Source organism: Clostridium saccharobutylicum DSM 13864 (assembly GCF_000473995.1).
Lineage (GTDB): Bacteria > Bacillota > Clostridia > Clostridiales > Clostridiaceae > Clostridium > Clostridium saccharobutylicum.
Map to the genome: position 1 here is coordinate 3,385,897 of NC_022571.1, position 16,917 is coordinate 3,402,813.

General features: G+C 29.4%; 16 protein-coding genes and 1 riboswitch. Of the genes, 2 read left to right on the forward strand and 14 right to left on the reverse strand.

Going from position 1 to position 16,917, the window contains the following annotated elements; genetic code table 11:
• Nucleotides 1-264: 264 nt before the first annotated feature.
• From CLSA_RS14710 to CLSA_RS14720, 3 genes are all read right to left on the reverse strand, one after another.
• Nucleotides 265-663 (reverse strand): hypothetical protein, encoded by a 399-nt coding sequence (locus CLSA_RS14710; protein ID WP_022747176.1) that lies wholly within the window; start codon nt 661-663, stop codon nt 265-267.
• A 17-nt stretch (nt 664-680) separates the two neighbouring features.
• Nucleotides 681-926: a DUF1292 domain-containing protein gene (locus tag CLSA_RS14715; RefSeq protein WP_022747177.1), complete on the reverse strand. Its 246-nt coding sequence runs from the start codon at nt 924-926 to the stop codon at nt 681-683.
• A gap of 165 nt (nt 927-1,091) precedes the next feature.
• Nucleotides 1,092-1,628: a hypothetical protein gene (locus tag CLSA_RS14720; protein ID WP_022747178.1), complete on the reverse strand. Its 537-nt coding sequence runs from the start codon at nt 1,626-1,628 to the stop codon at nt 1,092-1,094.
• A gap of 482 nt (nt 1,629-2,110) precedes the next feature.
• Between CLSA_RS14720 and CLSA_RS14725 the strand changes: the two genes are divergently transcribed.
• Together CLSA_RS14725 and CLSA_RS14730 are read left to right on the forward strand one after the other, a co-directional pair.
• Nucleotides 2,111-2,914 (forward strand): MBL fold metallo-hydrolase, encoded by an 804-nt coding sequence (locus tag CLSA_RS14725; protein ID WP_022747179.1) that lies wholly within the window; start codon nt 2,111-2,113, stop codon nt 2,912-2,914.
• A 933-nt stretch (nt 2,915-3,847) separates the two neighbouring features.
• Nucleotides 3,848-5,116, forward strand: coding sequence for an IS4 family transposase (locus CLSA_RS14730; protein WP_022747180.1), 1,269 nt, complete (start codon nt 3,848-3,850; stop codon nt 5,114-5,116).
• A gap of 268 nt (nt 5,117-5,384) precedes the next feature.
• Here the strand turns inward: CLSA_RS14730 and CLSA_RS14735 are convergent, their stop codons facing one another.
• The 11 genes from CLSA_RS14735 to CLSA_RS14785 all read right to left on the reverse strand — a co-directional run bounded on the left by CLSA_RS14735 (nt 5,385) and on the right by CLSA_RS14785 (nt 16,909).
• Nucleotides 5,385-7,805 carry a homocysteine S-methyltransferase family protein gene (locus CLSA_RS14735; protein ID WP_022747181.1) on the reverse strand — a complete coding sequence of 807 codons (2,421 nt, stop codon included), beginning with the start codon at nt 7,803-7,805 and terminating at the stop codon, nt 5,385-5,387.
• The gene (locus CLSA_RS14740) at nt 7,795-8,478 is read right to left on the reverse strand and encodes a vitamin B12 dependent-methionine synthase activation domain-containing protein (protein WP_022747182.1); all 684 of its coding nucleotides are present in this window, start codon (nt 8,476-8,478) and stop codon (nt 7,795-7,797) included. The genes CLSA_RS14735 and CLSA_RS14740 overlap by 11 nt, the downstream gene beginning before the upstream one ends.
• Nucleotides 8,479-8,507: 29 nt before the next feature.
• Nucleotides 8,508-8,969, reverse strand: a complete 462-nt coding sequence (locus tag CLSA_RS14745) for an S-ribosylhomocysteine lyase (RefSeq protein ID WP_022747183.1) — start codon at nt 8,967-8,969, stop codon at nt 8,508-8,510.
• 146 nt (nt 8,970-9,115) lie between these two features.
• A riboswitch (SAM riboswitch) is annotated at nt 9,116-9,224 on the reverse strand.
• Nucleotides 9,225-9,498: 274 nt separating this feature from the next.
• The gene (locus CLSA_RS14750) at nt 9,499-10,452 is read right to left on the reverse strand and encodes an MraY family glycosyltransferase (protein ID WP_022747184.1); all 954 of its coding nucleotides are present in this window, start codon (nt 10,450-10,452) and stop codon (nt 9,499-9,501) included.
• Between the two features lie 181 nt (nt 10,453-10,633).
• On the reverse strand, nt 10,634-11,275 hold the full coding sequence (locus tag CLSA_RS14755; protein ID WP_022747185.1) for a V-type ATP synthase subunit D: 642 nt from the start codon (nt 11,273-11,275) through the stop codon (nt 10,634-10,636).
• 3 nt (nt 11,276-11,278) lie between these two features.
• A complete protein-coding gene (locus CLSA_RS14760; protein WP_022747186.1) occupies nt 11,279-12,658 on the reverse strand; it encodes a V-type ATP synthase subunit B in 1,380 nt (459 codons plus the stop codon).
• Nucleotides 12,651-14,429: a V-type ATP synthase subunit A gene (locus CLSA_RS14765; RefSeq protein ID WP_022747187.1), complete on the reverse strand. Its 1,779-nt coding sequence runs from the start codon at nt 14,427-14,429 to the stop codon at nt 12,651-12,653. The genes CLSA_RS14760 and CLSA_RS14765 overlap by 8 nt, the downstream gene beginning before the upstream one ends.
• Before the next feature lie 9 nt (nt 14,430-14,438).
• Nucleotides 14,439-14,756, reverse strand: a complete 318-nt coding sequence (locus CLSA_RS14770; RefSeq protein WP_022747188.1) for a V-type ATP synthase subunit F — start codon at nt 14,754-14,756, stop codon at nt 14,439-14,441.
• Nucleotides 14,749-15,750, reverse strand: coding sequence for a V-type ATP synthase subunit C (locus tag CLSA_RS14775; RefSeq protein ID WP_022747189.1), 1,002 nt, complete (start codon nt 15,748-15,750; stop codon nt 14,749-14,751). Before CLSA_RS14775 ends, CLSA_RS14770 begins: the two co-directional genes overlap by 8 nt.
• Nucleotides 15,751-15,761: 11 nt before the next feature.
• On the reverse strand, nt 15,762-16,352 hold the full coding sequence (locus CLSA_RS14780; RefSeq protein WP_041716294.1) for a V-type ATP synthase subunit E: 591 nt from the start codon (nt 16,350-16,352) through the stop codon (nt 15,762-15,764).
• A 68-nt stretch (nt 16,353-16,420) separates the two neighbouring features.
• Nucleotides 16,421-16,909, reverse strand: a complete 489-nt coding sequence (locus CLSA_RS14785; RefSeq protein ID WP_022747191.1) for a V-type ATP synthase subunit K — start codon at nt 16,907-16,909, stop codon at nt 16,421-16,423.
• Nucleotides 16,910-16,917 lie beyond the last annotated feature (8 nt).

The window sequence follows — 16,917 nt, forward strand, 5'->3', positions numbered from 1 at the left end:
TTAAAAATCCATATCATAGTTCCCAATATGCCGTTCACCTATATATTCAATACCTGCGCCTCGCAGGTGGGTTAAGCTCAACTCATGCTTGTCATCTTCTGATACAATAAGTAATTTAAATGAAGCCCGACATTTCTGAATATGTTGCAAATCCCGATAATGTCATGTAGGTTGAATATGATAAGCTTTGCGTACATCTCAGGAAATCTATGTCTTTATTATACCACATTCTTATACATTTTCAATAGTGTTTTAGCGTTTATTTTACTTATAGTAATCGTTTAAAATATCATCTAATTCAGAATCATCTAGTTCTGCTGAAAATAGAGCTATAAACTTAAAATATTCATTATCTCCATTTTCCATTCCAAACTCTTTGTACTTACCTTCTATCTCAAACTCATCCATTATTTCTTCAATTATAGATTCAACATTATCTACTGCAATATCCTTTAAATATGGAATATAATATTCATTAAACCATTCATCACTTTCTGGTTCGAAATCACTTTCATCATTTGAATAACTTTTTGCAGCATTCAATTCATCTTTATCAAAATCATAATAAAACTTTATTAGAACATAATCCCTAGTTTTTTTAATCTCTTCTACTTCAGCTAAGTTATTGTCTTCTAAATAGTCTATTATTTGCAAACTATCCATAAACTTCACCTCATCTATTAGTATATTAATTTCTTATATTCTCTTTTAACCTCTTCAAACTCTTTGTCATCTTCAACAAGATTTAATTCCTCGTTGCCTTCTTCATTTATGTCTATTCTAAAAACAAACATATCTTCACATGCTTCATCTAAAGGAGATAATAATAAATATCCTTGTTCCTCTAGATAAATCTTTGCTATTGCTTCAAAATCAACTTTATTTCCTTCTTCATCTCTAAATGACATAACTTCTTTTTCTTCCAAAATGTTCACCTCATCTTTGTATTATACCCTTATTATATGATATTTCATATTTTTGTCTATATATTTTTATATTTTTTATGTAATTTAAATTATTTTTATGTAATTAACCCTAAAAAAATGAACTATCTCAAGCTGAAATCAACTTTTAAGATAGTTCATTTTCTATTATATAGTCTGATGTGTTCTAAAGTCTCCAAAAACATTATAAATACTCTTGTTGCGTGCTTTTGCTATTGCTCTTATTAACACATATGCTATTATTCCATCTATAGAATGATGTATCATTGTCCCTATAGTTGTTATAAGTAATATAAAATTTAGATTAATACCAACGAAAGGTATTACAACTAACATCTCTAACAATCCATGTATTGGTGCTGTGATTGCTACCGCTTTAACATAACTTCTATTTTTCATTATGATTTTAGCACCTATATATCCAACAATAATATGAGTTGCTGCCCTTGCTACTACTGGTGCTGGTGTGCCTGCTAATAAAAAGCCAAGTGTAGATCCAATTCCAACCACAACTGCTACGAATGGTGATATCAGCATTGATAACATCATTGGTACATGTGATGCCAATGTAGCTGAAAATGCTGGTGGAACATAAAATCTTAAAAATGTAAATTGAATAGGTATTATAATTGCTAACGCAGTAAGTAATCCCGCATAAACCATTTGTCTAATTTTAGTGTTCATTTATTTTCCCCCTTGTTTTCTCTGTATATACACAAGTATATAGTATAATAATATTTAAGTAAATACTTTTCGCTCACTTCATATTATTTCCACATAGAATACTTGCCTTTACATTCTATTAATTTTATAATAAGAATTGATTTAATCTGAGTCACTATAAATGCACTAATTTAATATAATAAACTTTATTTTATAACTGAGGTTGTATTATTATTATTTGCGTTTTAATTAGACTTTAGTCATATAAAAATAATAAATCAAAGTAACTTAGGCACATGAAAGAAAATAACAAGTCCAAAATGTCATGATTATTTTTCATCAGGCAAGGAAGCGGATTTGTCTCATAGCAGGCTATTAGACAAATCTGCTAATTTAAGCGTATGCGAATCGAGCTTCATCATGATGAAAAATAAGCTTGGCAGATGAACTTGTTATTTTTTTAAATTTGCCTTATTACCTATAATATAAAAGGAGATTTTAACATGGAAAATATAACTATGATTGGTACAGGCTCTGCTATGGTCACAAAATGTTATAATACCTGCTTTACATTATCGCAAGGGAATGAACATTTTCTTGTAGATGCTGGTGGTGGTAATACTATACTAACTAACTTAGAAAAATTAAATATATCTGTTAATCAAATACATAATATGTTCATATCTCATAATCATAACGATCATATCTTAGGGAGTGTTTGGGTTATTCGTGCAGTTGCTCAAAGTATACTTAATGATAAATATAATGATAATTTCAATATTTACTGTCACAAAAATTCAATAGATGCTATAAAACTAATATCTAGTGTTGTACTTCAAAAAAAATTTTTAAAATTATTTGATAATAGAATATTATTTCATGAAATAGTTGATAATTATAAAACTACAATATTAAATAGAAATATTACTTTTTTTGATATACATAGCACAAAAGAACTTCAGCACGGATTTAGCACTACATTATTAAATGGAAAATCACTTACATTTCTAGGCGATGAACCTTATAGAGAAGATGTCAAAAAATATTGTGAAAATGTAGATTATTTACTACATGAAGCATTTTGTTTATATTCTCAAAAGGATATATTTAACCCTTACGAAAAACATCATGCCACTGTAAAAGATGCTTGTAGTAATGCGAAAAAATTGAATGCAAAAAATATACTTTTATACCATACAGAAGATAAAAATCTTGAACAAAGAAAAGATCTCTATATAAAAGAAGGAAAACAAGAATTTAATGGAACTATATATGTACCCGATGATTTAGACATTATAAATCTTTAATTACAACTAAATTATAGATAAATAACTTTAGTTGTAGACTTATGTGGTGGCTTTACCGAAATCAAATACATTTTTGTTCCACAGGACTATGAAAATTAGTTGGAAGTTTCTAAATGAGCTATTGTTAATTCCTGCATGCTCCTTAAACAAGTTAAGGACAAGCAAGAATTAACAACAGGCTCATTAACAAACTTCACAACTAATTTTCAAATGCCTGTTTCACAAAAATGTATTTGATTTCTAGTATAGATAACTCATTAAGTTTAGTAAACATGTATATATATTGTAATTATAAGTCCAATTCTTAAGTCACGCTTATAGTTTAAATATACATATCCAAAAGTGTACATATATTACATTTATTCATATAATGCTACCTTAGAAAATTTTTATAGCTGTGCTTTTTAGACTGTAAATTGTTTATATATAGAATTCAATATTCATAACAAAACATATAGATTGTTTTAATTTCAAAAATATCAGTAATTTTTAAGTTTCATAAGTCTAAATACAAACGAGAAAACCTATAGGTGGATGGATAAAGTCTATTTTATAGAATAAATTATAGAAAAACTAATCGCTTAATATGTTGTTTTATAACGATTTGCCGATTGTAAAATTTTGTTTAATAACATCCTCCTATAGATAAACAAACTTCGAAATATATTTAATACTAGAAAGAAGCTATATTCTTTTTCGGAGTGTTGCATTTATAATTGGGCTGTAGGTATTTCTTCATTATAAGTTGTTCCATTTTCGCTTGTCACAAAAGTGAGAATCGAAATTTTACATTTCGTTCTTCGAACTTTCTCAGTGAGCGCTCAATGTCGTCAACTTAAAGAAATATATAAAATTAATAAAAAAACACTTGACAATAATTAGAAAAAATGAAGCCTCATTATAGATATTAAATTTATAGCGAGGTTTGATTTTATGAAAAATATTAAATTATTATCCCAAATTTTAAAGAAAACAAATAAATTAATTATTTCCAATGAGTTTAAAGAAGCGTATAGCTTAGGTAATTCATTTTCAAGAAAAAGAAAATTATCTTTTTCTAATGCAGTACATTTTATTTGCTCCGCATTACGAAAATCTATGGCTACAGAAATAAGTAATTTCATTGAAGAGCATACATATTTAGATTTTCCTTGTATATCAAAACAAGCATTTTCTAAAGCAAGACAAAATATTTCCCCTGAAGCATTTAAAGAATTATGCAGATTATTTGTTGATTCTTTTTATAGCTCAACAAACAATTTAAAAAAGTGGAATGGATTTAATGTTCTTGCTGTCGATGGAACCTCTTTGCAAGTTCTTGATACAATTGAATGTGGTGAATATTTTGGATTAAGTAAAAATCAAAATAAAGTACAAACTGCTATTGCGTCGGCGTCAGCCTTATATGATGTATTAAATGATATAATAATTGATGCGTCTGTAACTAAATTTAGAACTAGTGAAAGAGAAATGGCCAAACAACATATAAATACACTTAATAATGAAAAATTACTCAATAATAGCATTGTAATTTTTGATAGGGGCTATCCTTCTTATGATATGTTTGATTATTTAAACGATAGAAATTTATTTTTCTTAATGAGAATATCATCTTCATTTAAGATAATACAATCTATTTCTTCTGAAGATTGTATTTTTGAATATAAATCAAAAGGAGAATTGAAAAAAGTAAGAGTTATAAAAATAAAACTTTCTGCTGACACCACAGAAATATTAGTAACTAATATATTTGATGAAATTATTACTCCTAATCAATTTAAAGAATTGTATTTTCTTAGATGGGGAGTTGAATGCAAATATAAAGAACTTAAAAGTAGTATTGAAATAGAAGAATTTTCTGGAACTAAGCCAATTGCAATTGAACAAGATTTTTATGCATCTATTTATATATCTATGGTTGCAGCACTTATAAAGAAAGATGCCGACGCTGCAATAGCAAATAAAAATAAAGATAAAAATTTAAAATCAGAATATCAAGCAAATAGAAATTTTATATTATGTGACGTTTTGAAGAAGATAATAGTTATGATGGTAAAGCCTATTTCAGGAAAAAGAATATTAGAACATATATTAGAAAAAGCTAAAAAAATACGCTCACAAATACGTCCAAACCGTAATTGTGAGCGAAAAAACAAGCACCCAAGGAAAAAGCATCATTCTCAAAGGAAATCTTGCATATAAGTTTGTAAAAACTAAATATTTCCAAAATTCTACTTTTGCCAGTAGGTTTATTAATTATACCATTTTTTAAGAAATATAGCATACGCTATTCGAAATTTGTAGTAATTTTTTCATTACTATTTTACTAAGTTGACGACATTGAGTGAGCGCTTGCCTTGGGAGCATGCATAATGGTGACAACTTATAATGATAGAAATCCACAGCCCAATTATATAGCAACCGAGAAAAAGAATATAGCTTCTTTCGGTTGATTACATCTTAAATTTTATTAGCCTAAAATCTTTTTTGCAATTTCTACAGATTCTTTTGCATCTTTTGCATAAAAATCTGCACCTATTCTATCTGCTGTATCTGCAGTAACAACTGCTCCACCGACAAATATTTTTCCAGAATAACCATCTTTCCTCAAAGCCTTTATGGTTTCTTCCATACTTCTAAGCGTTGTTGTCATAAGTGCGCTTAGCCCAACTAAAGATACATTATGTTTTTTTGTTTCCTCAACAACAGTCTCAATTGGTACATCTTTTCCTAAATCTATGACTTCATAACCATAGTTCTCCAATATAACTTTTACTATATTTTTTCCTATATCATGAATGTCACCTTTTACTGTTGCAACTATTATTTTACCTTTTGAAATAGTTTGAGAATCATTTTTAACTATTTGAGCTTTTAAAACATTAAATGCATTTTTTACTGTTTCAGCTGCTTGTATTAATTGAGGTAGAAAAAGTTCTCCTTTTTCATATTTTTCTCCTACTATATCTAACGCGGGAATTAAAAACTTATTAACTATTTCAAGTTCTTTATATTCTTTTAAAAGTTCTACTGTTGCTTGTTTTGCTTCTTCCTTTAAACCTTTAACGACTATATATTTTAAATCCTGCTGCAACCCAGTACTATTTACATTTTCTGTTTCTTTTTTAGAATTTGTGCTTACATCTTTAATATTAACATCTGTATTCACTTGAACATTAGCATATTTTTTTATATATATTTCTGAATTTCTATCATGATTATATAAAACATTATAAGAATCAATAACTCTCATCGTGCCACTTGCATTAGGATTCATTATAGGTAAATCCAAACCATTAGCTAATGCTAGTGATAAAAATGTTTCATTTATAAATTCTCTATTTGGAAGTCCAAAAGATATATTCGAAACTCCAAGTAAAGTTTTAAGACCTAATTTTTCTTTTACCATTCTTACAGCTTTTAGTGTTTCTTGAACTTCTTCTTGTTGAGCTGATACAGTAAGTACTAAACAATCAATAAATACATCTTCTTTTTTTATACCATACTCTATCGCTCTATTTAATATTTTCTCAGCTATTTTAAATCTTTCTTCTGCTTTAGGCGGAATCCCTCTTGCATCTAAAGTTAACCCAACTACACTAGCTCCATACTTTTTCACCAGTGGCAGTATGCTATCTAATACCTTATCTTCTCCATTTACTGAATTTAATATAGGTTTTCCATTATAATACCTAAGACCTGCTTCTATTGCTTTAGGATCTGATGAATCTATTTGAAGTGGTGTATCCATTATTCCTTGTATTTCTCTAATAACTTTATGCATCATTTTAGGCTCATCAATTTCAGGTAAACCAACATTTACATCTAAAATGTGTGCTCCATCTTCTACTTGTGAAACAGCTTGTTTTAGAATATAATCTAAATCTTCATTTTTTAATGCTTCTTTAAATAATTTTTTTCCTGTTGGGTTAATTCTTTCTCCTACAATTCTTACACCGTCAATTTTCACTACATTTGAAGGTGTACAAATTGCAGAATAATTATGCTGTTTTATAGGTTGAAGATTTTTGTTTTTTACTCTAGAACACAGTTCTTTTATATAATCTGGTGTAGTTCCACAACATCCTCCAATCACTCTAACACCTAAGTCAATGAAACCACATAATGTTTCCGCAAATTCTTCTTTTGTCACATCATACTTTGTTTCATTTCCTATAGACAGTGTTGGAAGTCCAGCATTAGGTTGAACCATTACTGGTATATTAGATAAACCACAAATTTCTTTAACAATAGGTTCCAATTGCTTTGGTCCAAGTGAACAATTAACTCCAAGTGCATCCACGCCCAAGCCTTCAAGAACAAGTACCATAGCTTCAGGTGAACAACCAGTAAATGTCCTCATATTTTCCTCAAAAGTCATTGTACAAAATACTGGCAAATCGGAATTTTCCTTTGCTGCAAGTATGGCTGCTTTAAGTTCATATAAATCAGTCATAGTTTCAAACAATATTAAATCTGCACCTGATTTCACACCTTGAACAATCTGACGTTTAAATATCTCATATGCTCTATCAAAACTTAATGTTCCCATAGGTTCAAGCAATTCTCCTATAGGTCCAATGTCTAATGCAATATATGTGTCACTATTTTCCCTTGCCTTTTTCGCAATTCTTATAGCTTGATCAACAGCTACCTCAACCTCTAAATTGCATAATTTTAATTTCAGTTCATTAGCTCCAAATGTATTAGTTGTTATTACATTTGCACCACTTGCAATATATTCTTTATGAATTTCTTCTATTATTGATGGTTTCGTTATGTTCAAAAGTTCTGGATTTTCACCTAACTTCAATCCTTTCTTTTGAAGCATGCTCCCCATTGCTCCATCGAATATTAGTATATTATCTTTTATATAATCTTTAAGCCCCACAAGTTTCTCCCTCTCTCCTAAAGCTGCAATTTTCATAGTTACTGCATTCTTTACAGCTTTTTTTCTTCTTTTCAGTACCTTTATCAATGATTCCTATTATTGCTGTTACAGATTTTCTGGGAAATAATAAATTATTTTCTGATACTGTAAGTCCAATTTTCTTTTGAGCATCCAACGCTCTTAAAAAATTATTTTGCACTTCTAAAGGTAAATCCCCATATCCTGGACTATATCTAAATGTTATATCTTTACCTTGGATTTCTGCTTTTTCTTTTACAGAATTCTCTACTATGTCACAGATTTCTTCTACTGCAGTAGTTGCACATGCATCCAATATAAGTGCCTTTGTCAAATTAGTCTTTTCATATAATCGTGTTCTCTTTTCAATATCATTTCCCAGCGTCACTGCCATTAAAACACACTTTTTAGAATCTTTCAGGTGATTTTTAATATCATTACCATATAAAACTAAATTTGTAGTAAGAATTTCAACACCTTCATCAATTATTTTTATATCGTTATATTGATGAATTTCCCTAGGTGTAATTACTCTTTTTATTTCTTCTCTACATTCGTCAATAATATTCATAATGTTATCATCAATAACTTGACCTTTATGTCCTAGATAACGAAGCACTTCCTCTTTATTAATATCAATTTCGAAAGCATTCATATTATTATCACCTACTTTATCGCTTATTGCTATTCTCCATAAATATTTAATGAAAATCCTTTTTCTAAAGCTTTCTTTGCATATTCTTTAGCACCAAATAAAGATAAATCTCTGTAATTTCCACATTGAGTTGGATTTGCTGCTGGCATTTCTTTGGCATCTAATATTATTTTTAATGAAGTTTCCAATGCTTCTTTAATTTCACTAGCTTCTCTTTCTCCCCAAACAGAAAGATAATATCCTGTTCTACATCCCATAGGTGATAAATCAATTACTCCCTCTAAATGATTTCTTAATTCATGAGCTAATAGATGTTCTAAGCCATGCATAGCTGCTGTTCCAAATGCTTCAACATTAGGTTGTAAAAATCTTAAATCAAATTTAGTTACCTTATCCCCATGAGTTCCATCAAGTACACAGCATCTTCTTACATATGGTGCCTTAACCTTGTTATGATCTAATTCAAAACTTTCTACATTCTTATTTTCCATAATATTTCATTCCTCCATATTTTAAATAATATATTTTTTATAACAATATAATTATTGAGCACACTTTTTCTTAGAAAATTGAATTATTAATTTTCTAAAGAATAAAAAAAGCCTAAAGGTATTCCTTTAGGCTAAAAGCTCAAAATACCTTATCTATCAGTCTTTACACTGCAGGATTTAGCACCACATATATTTATAAAATATATTGGTTGCTGGGTTTCTTCGGGCCAGTCCCTCCACCACTCTTGATAAGTTTAATATTTAATTAATTATATCTTACTAATTTAACTTTGTAAAGTTTATTCTGAAATGTTAATAAAATTATAATATATATGTTCAAAAGTCATTTATATTAGACTAAGTAACAACAATTTAATTTTATTTAAAAATTAAATTTACAATATATTTATTTAAATTTAATAATAAATTATATAAATCAGTACACTTGTATATATTAAATTAGTACCTTGGTATATATTAAATTGTTTGTAATAAACTATGTATAATCAAGATATAATCTTAAGCAATTTTATCTTTTTATTAATAGCAGTATTATTGAAATCGCACTAAACATTAAGCTTAGTAACATTATACATATAACAACTTGTTTTTTTGAAAAACCTTTTTCCTCAAGTCTAAAATGTATTTGACTTCTATCTGCTTGATATACAGGTTTTCCTTCTAAAAATCTTTTTAATATAACAAATAAATTATCAAATATAGGTACAGCTAAAGCTAATATTGGAATAAACAAACTCAATACAGTCGCTTGTTTAAATGCACCACCCAATGCAGTAATACTCAAAATAAATCCCAAGAAATTAGCTCCTGAATCTCCCATGAATACTCGTGCTGGTAATTTATTATAATAAAGAAATCCTAAAGTTGTTCCCGCTAATATCATAGATACATCAGCAGATGGAGGATCTTGGTTTAATATTAATGCTGCCGCAAAAAACGTCATTGCTGAAATAAATGATATTCCTCCAGCTAATCCATCCATTCCATCAGACCAATTGATTACCGTTGTTACCCCAAATATCCAAGTTATTGTTAGTATAAACTGTATTGTTAGACTTAGTGTAATAAACTCACTAGTAAATGGATTAGTGAATCCAACAAATCTAATACCTGATTTAAATACTAATATCGCTGATAATAATTGAATTATCAGTCTGGGAGATATAGGAAATTCTTTTCCCTTTGTTTTATAATAATCATCAACTAGTCCTATTAATAATATTAGCGTTGCTGCTATAAACACAACAATCTTTTGCTCCATATCATTATGTATAAATATAAAATACGAAATAAAAAAACCTAAATATAATGCTATTCCTCCACATAATGGTGTTGGTGCTCTATGTTGTTTTCTTTTGTTTGGTTTATCTGTAAATTCTAATTTATTAGCTAGTTTCATAAGAAATGGCATGGTAATTAGTGCAATTAATGCTGCAACTACCATTTCTAATATATAATCCATCTTATCTACTCCTTAGTTAGGCACATGAAAATAAATAATATTTTTGAATATGCCGAAAGTCTTGTCATAATATCTAATCTCAAATTTGGTTTTTACTACCTATTTGATTATACTATTAAAGATATTCTATATCAATTACAAAATTATTAAGTTTAGACACGTGAAAATAAATAGTTTTCTATTATCCTCTTTGCTCTATCATATTTTTAACCTTCATTAATCTAGTTGTAGCCGCTCTTTCATTTTCATCAAGTCTCATCCTAATATATTTTATAGTCTCTTCAAGATCTGGAATCGTCCTATATTCAAGAGCATTAACTCTTCTTCTAGTGCTTTCAATTTCACTAGCCATTAGCTGACATGATTTCTCTATTTCAGTAAGCTTAAGCAAACTTGGCAAAACATCATAAAGTTTAGCTAAAGCATCATCAAGTTCTGAGGAGGTACTTACAAAACCGTATGGATATATACTACCTTCATCTTCTTTTAGTTGTCTCTTGAAGTTCATTACTGGTACAGATACACTCATTATGTTCTTTTCACTAACTTCAACTGAAATATGTTCCTTAGGATAAGCTATGGCTTCTTCTAAAAATTCTGAACTCATGACAGCTCTTGCCATAACAAAATCATTAAGTGAGATTTGAAGCTCACTCTCAACTTCTTTTCTTAATTCATTATTATGCTTAACAAGACTAATAAATTGTCTCATTAGCTCATCTTGTTTATCTTTTAAAAGCTTATGGCTTCTTATTGATGTTGATAATCTCTTTTTTAATTTAGAGAGTTCCATCCTAGTAGGATTGACATTCAATTTTGCCATAGACTATTCTTCCTCTCTTATCATATATTTTTCAAGATATTCATCCCTAATTCTCTTAAGTTCAGATCTTGGAATCAACTTTAATAATTTCCATCCTAAATCTAAAGTTTCTTCAACTGTTCTATTTGTATCGAATCCCTGAGATACATATTCTGCTTCAAATGCTTCAGCAAATTTAGCAAGTTTTTTATCGGTATTTGATAAAGCTGATTCCCCAAGAATTGCAGATAATTCTTTTGCCTGCTTACCTTGTGAATATGCTGCAAACAATTGATTCATAGTGTCTGCATGATCCTCTCTAGTTTTCCCTTTCCCAATCCCCTTATCTTTTAATCTTGAAAGAGATGGTAAAACATCAATAGGAGGCATTATGCCTTTCTTATATAATTCTCTTGAAAGAATTATTTGTCCTTCTGTGATATATCCAGTTAAATCTGGAATCGGATGAGTTTTATCCTCTTCTGGCATTGTAAGTATAGGAATTTGAGTTATGGATCCCTCTTTGCCACGTAATCTTCCTGCTCTTTCATATAGTGTGGAAAGATCAGTATATAAATATCCTGGATATCCACGTCTTCCTGGAACTTCTTTTCTCGCTGCTGAAATTTCTCTTAATGCTTCGGCATAATTTGTAATATCAGTCATAATAACAAGAACCTGCATTCCCTTTTCAAACGCTAAATATTCAGCTGCAGTCAATGCCATTCTTGGTGTAGCTATTCTTTCTATAGCTGGATCAGATGCAAGATTCATGAATAAAACTGATCTATCTATTGCACCTGTTGATTTAAATTCATCAACAAAAAACTGCGCTTCTTCAAAAGTAATACCTATAGCTGCAAATACAATAGCAAACTTAGAATCTGAATTTAAAACCTTGGCTTGTCTAGCAATCTGTGCTGCAAGCTGTACATGTGGAAGTCCTGCAGCTGAAAACACAGGTAATTTTTGTCCCCTAACCAAAGTATTAAGTCCATCAATTGCTGATATTCCTGTTTGAATAAATTCTGATGGAAAATCTCTTGCTACTGGATTAATAACTTCACCATTTATATCTAATCTTTTTTCTGGTATTATATCTGGTCCATTATCATTTGGTCTTCCCATACCATCAAAAACTCTTCCTAACATATCTTCAGATACTGAAATTTGAAGCGGTTTACCTAGAAACCTTACTTTAGTTCCCTTTAAATTTATTCCATTGGATCCTTCAAAAATTTGAACCATAGCTTTTGATCCATTAACTTCAAGAACTTTTCCTCTTCTTTTTTCTCCTGTCTGAAGTTGAATTTCAACCAATTCATCATATTTAACACCTTGAACATCCTCAACAACCATCAAAGGACCAACCACTTCAGTTACAGTTCTATATTCTTTAAGCATTTACTTCACCTACTTTGCTTATTAAATCATTAATTGAACTTGTTAGATTTGTATAAATTTCATCGATTTTATGTAATTGATTTTCAGATACATATTTACTTCTTGCAATTCTATCTTTTAAATCTTCAAGAGATAATATATCACTTAAGTAAACTCCACTTTCTAATGCTTTTTCTGCTTCTCTCTTATAACTGATAATAAGTTTTAACATTTTATATTGTTTCTTAAGCGATGTATGTGTATCTATTTCATTAAAACTATTCTGTTGTAAATAATCCTCTCTAATTGATTTAGCAACATCTAATTTTAATCTATCTTGTTCTGAAAGTGCGTCAATACCAACAAGCCTTACAATTTCTAAAAGGCTAGATTCTTCTTGAAGAATTGTAATAGCTTCTAATCTTAATTCTCCAAAATCTTCTGCAACATTTTCGTTCATCCATTTATCAACAGTATCACCATATAACGAATACGAACTCAACCAGTTTATTGATGGAAAATGTCTCTGATATGCAAGCTCTGCATCCAATCCCCAATATACTTTAACAATTCTAAGAGTAGATTGTGAAACTGGTTCTGAAATATCTCCCCCTGGAGGTGATACAGCACCAACAGCTGTGATTGAACCTATTCTTCCCTCATCACCCAAGCATTCAACTTTACCGGCTCTTTCATAATAATCCGCAAGCCTTGAACCAAGATATGCTGGATAACCTTCATCACCTGGCATTTCTTCAAGTCTGCCCGACATTTCTCTTAATGCTTCAGCCCATCTTGAAGTGGAATCAGCCATAATTGATACAGAATATCCCATGTCTCTAAAATATTCAGCAATCGTAATACCTGTATATATTGAAGCTTCTCTTGCAGCCACTGGCATATTTGAAGTATTAGCTATAAGAACTGTTCTCTTCATTAAACTTTCACCAGTTTTAGGATCAATAAGTTCTGGAAATTCATTTAATACATCAGTCATTTCATTTCCACGTTCTCCACAACCAACATAAACAACTATTTCAGTATCACCCCATTTAGCAATCTGATGTTGAGTTACTGTTTTTCCTGCTCCAAATGGACCTGGTATTGCAGCTGCTCCACCCTTAGTAACTGGAAAAAAAGTATCTATTACTCTTTGACCTGTAATCATAGGTTCAACTGGATTAATTTTAGATTTATATGGTCTTCCTTTTCTTACTGGCCATTTTTGCATTAAAGTAATTTCTTTATCTCCACTAGAAGTTTCAACTATGCATATTGTTTCAGTAACTGTAAATTCTCCGCTTTTAATCTCCTTTATTTTACCTTCTATCTCTGATGGAACCATTATCTTTTGCTCCACCACAGCTGTTTCTTGAACTGTCCCTATAATATTCCCAGGAATTACTTCATCACCAATATTAACTATTGGTTTAAAACTCCACTTTTTTGTTCTGTTTAATGATGGAACAGATATACCCTTTGTTAAAAAATTAGATTGAGCTGCTTCCATAAACGCATCAAGAGGTCTTTGAATACCATCAAACATTGATTCAATAAGTCCCGGTCCAAGTTCAACGCTTAATGGTTCACCTGTAGTAACAACAGGATCTCCCGGTCCTATTCCTGATGTTTCTTCATAAACTTGAATTGATGCTTTATCATTTCTCATTTCGATAATTTCACCTATAAGGCCATTTTTCCCAACCTTACACACATCATATATGTTAGCTTCATCCATGTTTTCAGCAACTACTAAAGGTCCTGAAACTTTAATTATCTTTCCAATCTTCACCTTATCAACCTACCTTTCTAAAATATTCATGCCTACTGCTTTTTCCACATTATCTTTTATTCTTTGCATTCCTATATTTAACGTACCTTGATTGCTTGGAATTAATATAATTGCAGGAATAGTCTTTTTATCATATCTTTCTATTGTCTCCTCAATATCTTGTGCTATATGCTCAGTCACAAATATAATTGCATAATCATTATTAGCTAAATTATCAACTATATTTTTAGCATCATCATACTGTATAACTGGAAAAACATCTATCCCTAGTGCTTTAAACGGTAAAACTGAATCCTTATCTCCAACTACACCTATTTTTTTAAACATAAATATCACGCAGCCTTTCTCTTATTAATCCTGCACCAATATTATTAAGCTTGCCAACCATTATAATTCTAATGATTTTTATTTCTGTTTCTTTAGCATAAATATACGCCAATAATGGTTCTACTCCAAACGGTATTATTTTAGCATCTCTCATCATGCTCATTATGTAATTATCAATTAATTTTTCTAATAAACTAACAGATTTATTTTTAATATAATCATCTATACCAACTTTAATAAAACCCGCATAACTTGTATGAGCAAATTTAGTATATATGTTTTCTGGATCATCATTTATAATTTCCAAGAACTTATTTTTATCTATAGAGCCACCTTCAATAATAACTCTAGCTAAAAATTCTTTATCTTTATTTTGTTTCTTAATCCTTAACAAAGTTTTTAAATTTGTAGAATCAATCAATGTTGTAATATATTTATCAACGAAAGTATCTTTTATTTCACTTTTAATTTGCATCAATGACTTAAACATATATCTATCTAATATAATATCCACTAACTGAGGATCTTTAGTATTTTGAAAATTATTATTTACCTCCTCAATTGCATCTCTCATAATTATAGGTAATTCTCTTATATTATCACTTTTAATTAAATCTCTTAATTTTAACGCATCAATTGTTCCCACATTTATTAAAAGATAAGATAAATCTTTTTTTAAAAAAATTCCTTTTAAAATCACTTTTATATTATGGTAGTCATATTTAATGCTCATCAAATCAATAATGCCTTTTACTGGACTTATGTAATACATTAAATCAAATACTCTAATTAATTCTCTACTTAGCATCAATTCATAATCTTCTGCTTTATTAATATCAGTCATGACATTAACATACTCAGTTTCCTTAAGAATTTTTAATGACTCATAAGCAGAATTCGAATCAATCATCCTATCAATTTGAGCTTTATTAAGGAGCTTTGTCTCATATACTCTAATCCTTGGTATAACTTGGCTAAATTGCATCTTATCCATAGTTAACCTCCTTAACTTAACAATACTTGTGCTATTTCAGCTCTTAAATCATCTTTTAGTGAATTAACTAGAGCTTCAAAAGTACAATTTACTTCTATTCCATTCTTCTCTAGTATAAATCCTCCCATAAAGTTTCTAGTTTCCTCACTTAGAATCACAATTACTTTTGATTTAAGTTCATTATTTATTTGTATCAAGAAATCTTCGTCAATCATCTTTTTTCCATAATCATTTAAAATTAAGTTATGTTCTCCGCATATATCCATGTTTAATATAGAATCTTTAACAAATTCTTTAAAATCATCGTCTGATAAATCACATAATGTTTGTATGCTCAAGTCAAAAATTTCTTTTATAACTTTTTGCTTCGATTCTAGCTTTTTATTTCTCGCTTGTAACTTTGCTCCTGAAATTATTCTTTCTTTTTTATAAATAGCTTCTTTTTTAGCTTTTTCTATGATCACTACTTCATTTTCATAAGCTTCTTGCTGCTTCTTATTAATAATTTTTCTTTTTTCATCTTCAGCCTGAGCTAATATAGATGTTTTTTTATCTTCCGCATCCTTCATAATTTTAGAAGTTAAATTGTTTATGTTAGACATTATATTCACATCCTTGTCTGGCACAAAATATTCGACGCATCTCTGGTCTGTTATTTTTTTCATGTGCCTTATTTAAATACACCGTTTACTAATAAGAATGATACAACAAATCCTAATAATGCATATGTTTCAACCATAGCAGCTAAAATTATTCCTTTAGTATTATGTTCTGGATTTTTAGCTAATATTTGAATACCAGCTGCTGCTGCTTTTCCTTGAGCAATACCTGACCATAATCCGGCTATAGCAATTGGTAAACAAGCAAATAATAAATACACTCCTTGAGACAATGTTGTTTCTGGTTTTAATTTAAGAAAAACAATTAATCCAATAACAAATCCATACAACCCTTGAGTTCCTGGTAATAATTGAAGAATCAAAGCTTTACTAAACTTTTCTGGTTGTTCTGATAATAACCCTGCTGCAGCCTCACCGACTAAACCAACACCCTTTGCTGATCCTATACCTGATAATCCAACTGCTAATGCAACACCTAATGCTCCAAAAATAAATCCTCCATTATTTTCTGAAAAAAACTTAATCCAACTCATATCCATTTTTAATT

Coding starts and splice junctions, on each gene's coding strand:
- CLSA_RS14710 (WP_022747176.1), bottom strand. CDS start 663: ATGGATAGTTTGCAAATAATAGACTATTTAGAAGACAATAACTTAGCT.
- CLSA_RS14720 (WP_022747178.1), bottom strand. CDS start 1,628: ATGAACACTAAAATTAGACAAATGGTTTATGCGGGATTACTTACTGCG.
- CLSA_RS14725 (WP_022747179.1), top strand. CDS start 2,111: ATGGAAAATATAACTATGATTGGTACAGGCTCTGCTATGGTCACAAAA.
- CLSA_RS14730 (WP_022747180.1), top strand. CDS start 3,848: ATGAAAAATATTAAATTATTATCCCAAATTTTAAAGAAAACAAATAAA.
- CLSA_RS14740 (WP_022747182.1), bottom strand. CDS start 8,478: ATGAATGCTTTCGAAATTGATATTAATAAAGAGGAAGTGCTTCGTTAT.
- CLSA_RS14745 (WP_022747183.1), bottom strand. CDS start 8,969: ATGGAAAATAAGAATGTAGAAAGTTTTGAATTAGATCATAACAAGGTT.
- CLSA_RS14750 (WP_022747184.1), bottom strand. CDS start 10,452: ATGGATTATATATTAGAAATGGTAGTTGCAGCATTAATTGCACTAATT.
- CLSA_RS14755 (WP_022747185.1), bottom strand. CDS start 11,275: ATGGCAAAATTGAATGTCAATCCTACTAGGATGGAACTCTCTAAATTA.
- CLSA_RS14760 (WP_022747186.1), bottom strand. CDS start 12,658: ATGCTTAAAGAATATAGAACTGTAACTGAAGTGGTTGGTCCTTTGATG.
- CLSA_RS14770 (WP_022747188.1), bottom strand. CDS start 14,756: ATGTTTAAAAAAATAGGTGTAGTTGGAGATAAGGATTCAGTTTTACCG.
- CLSA_RS14775 (WP_022747189.1), bottom strand. CDS start 15,750: ATGGATAAGATGCAATTTAGCCAAGTTATACCAAGGATTAGAGTATAT.
- CLSA_RS14780 (WP_041716294.1), bottom strand. CDS start 16,352: ATGTCTAACATAAACAATTTAACTTCTAAAATTATGAAGGATGCGGAA.
- CLSA_RS14785 (WP_022747191.1), bottom strand. CDS start 16,909: ATGGATATGAGTTGGATTAAGTTTTTTTCAGAAAATAATGGAGGATTT.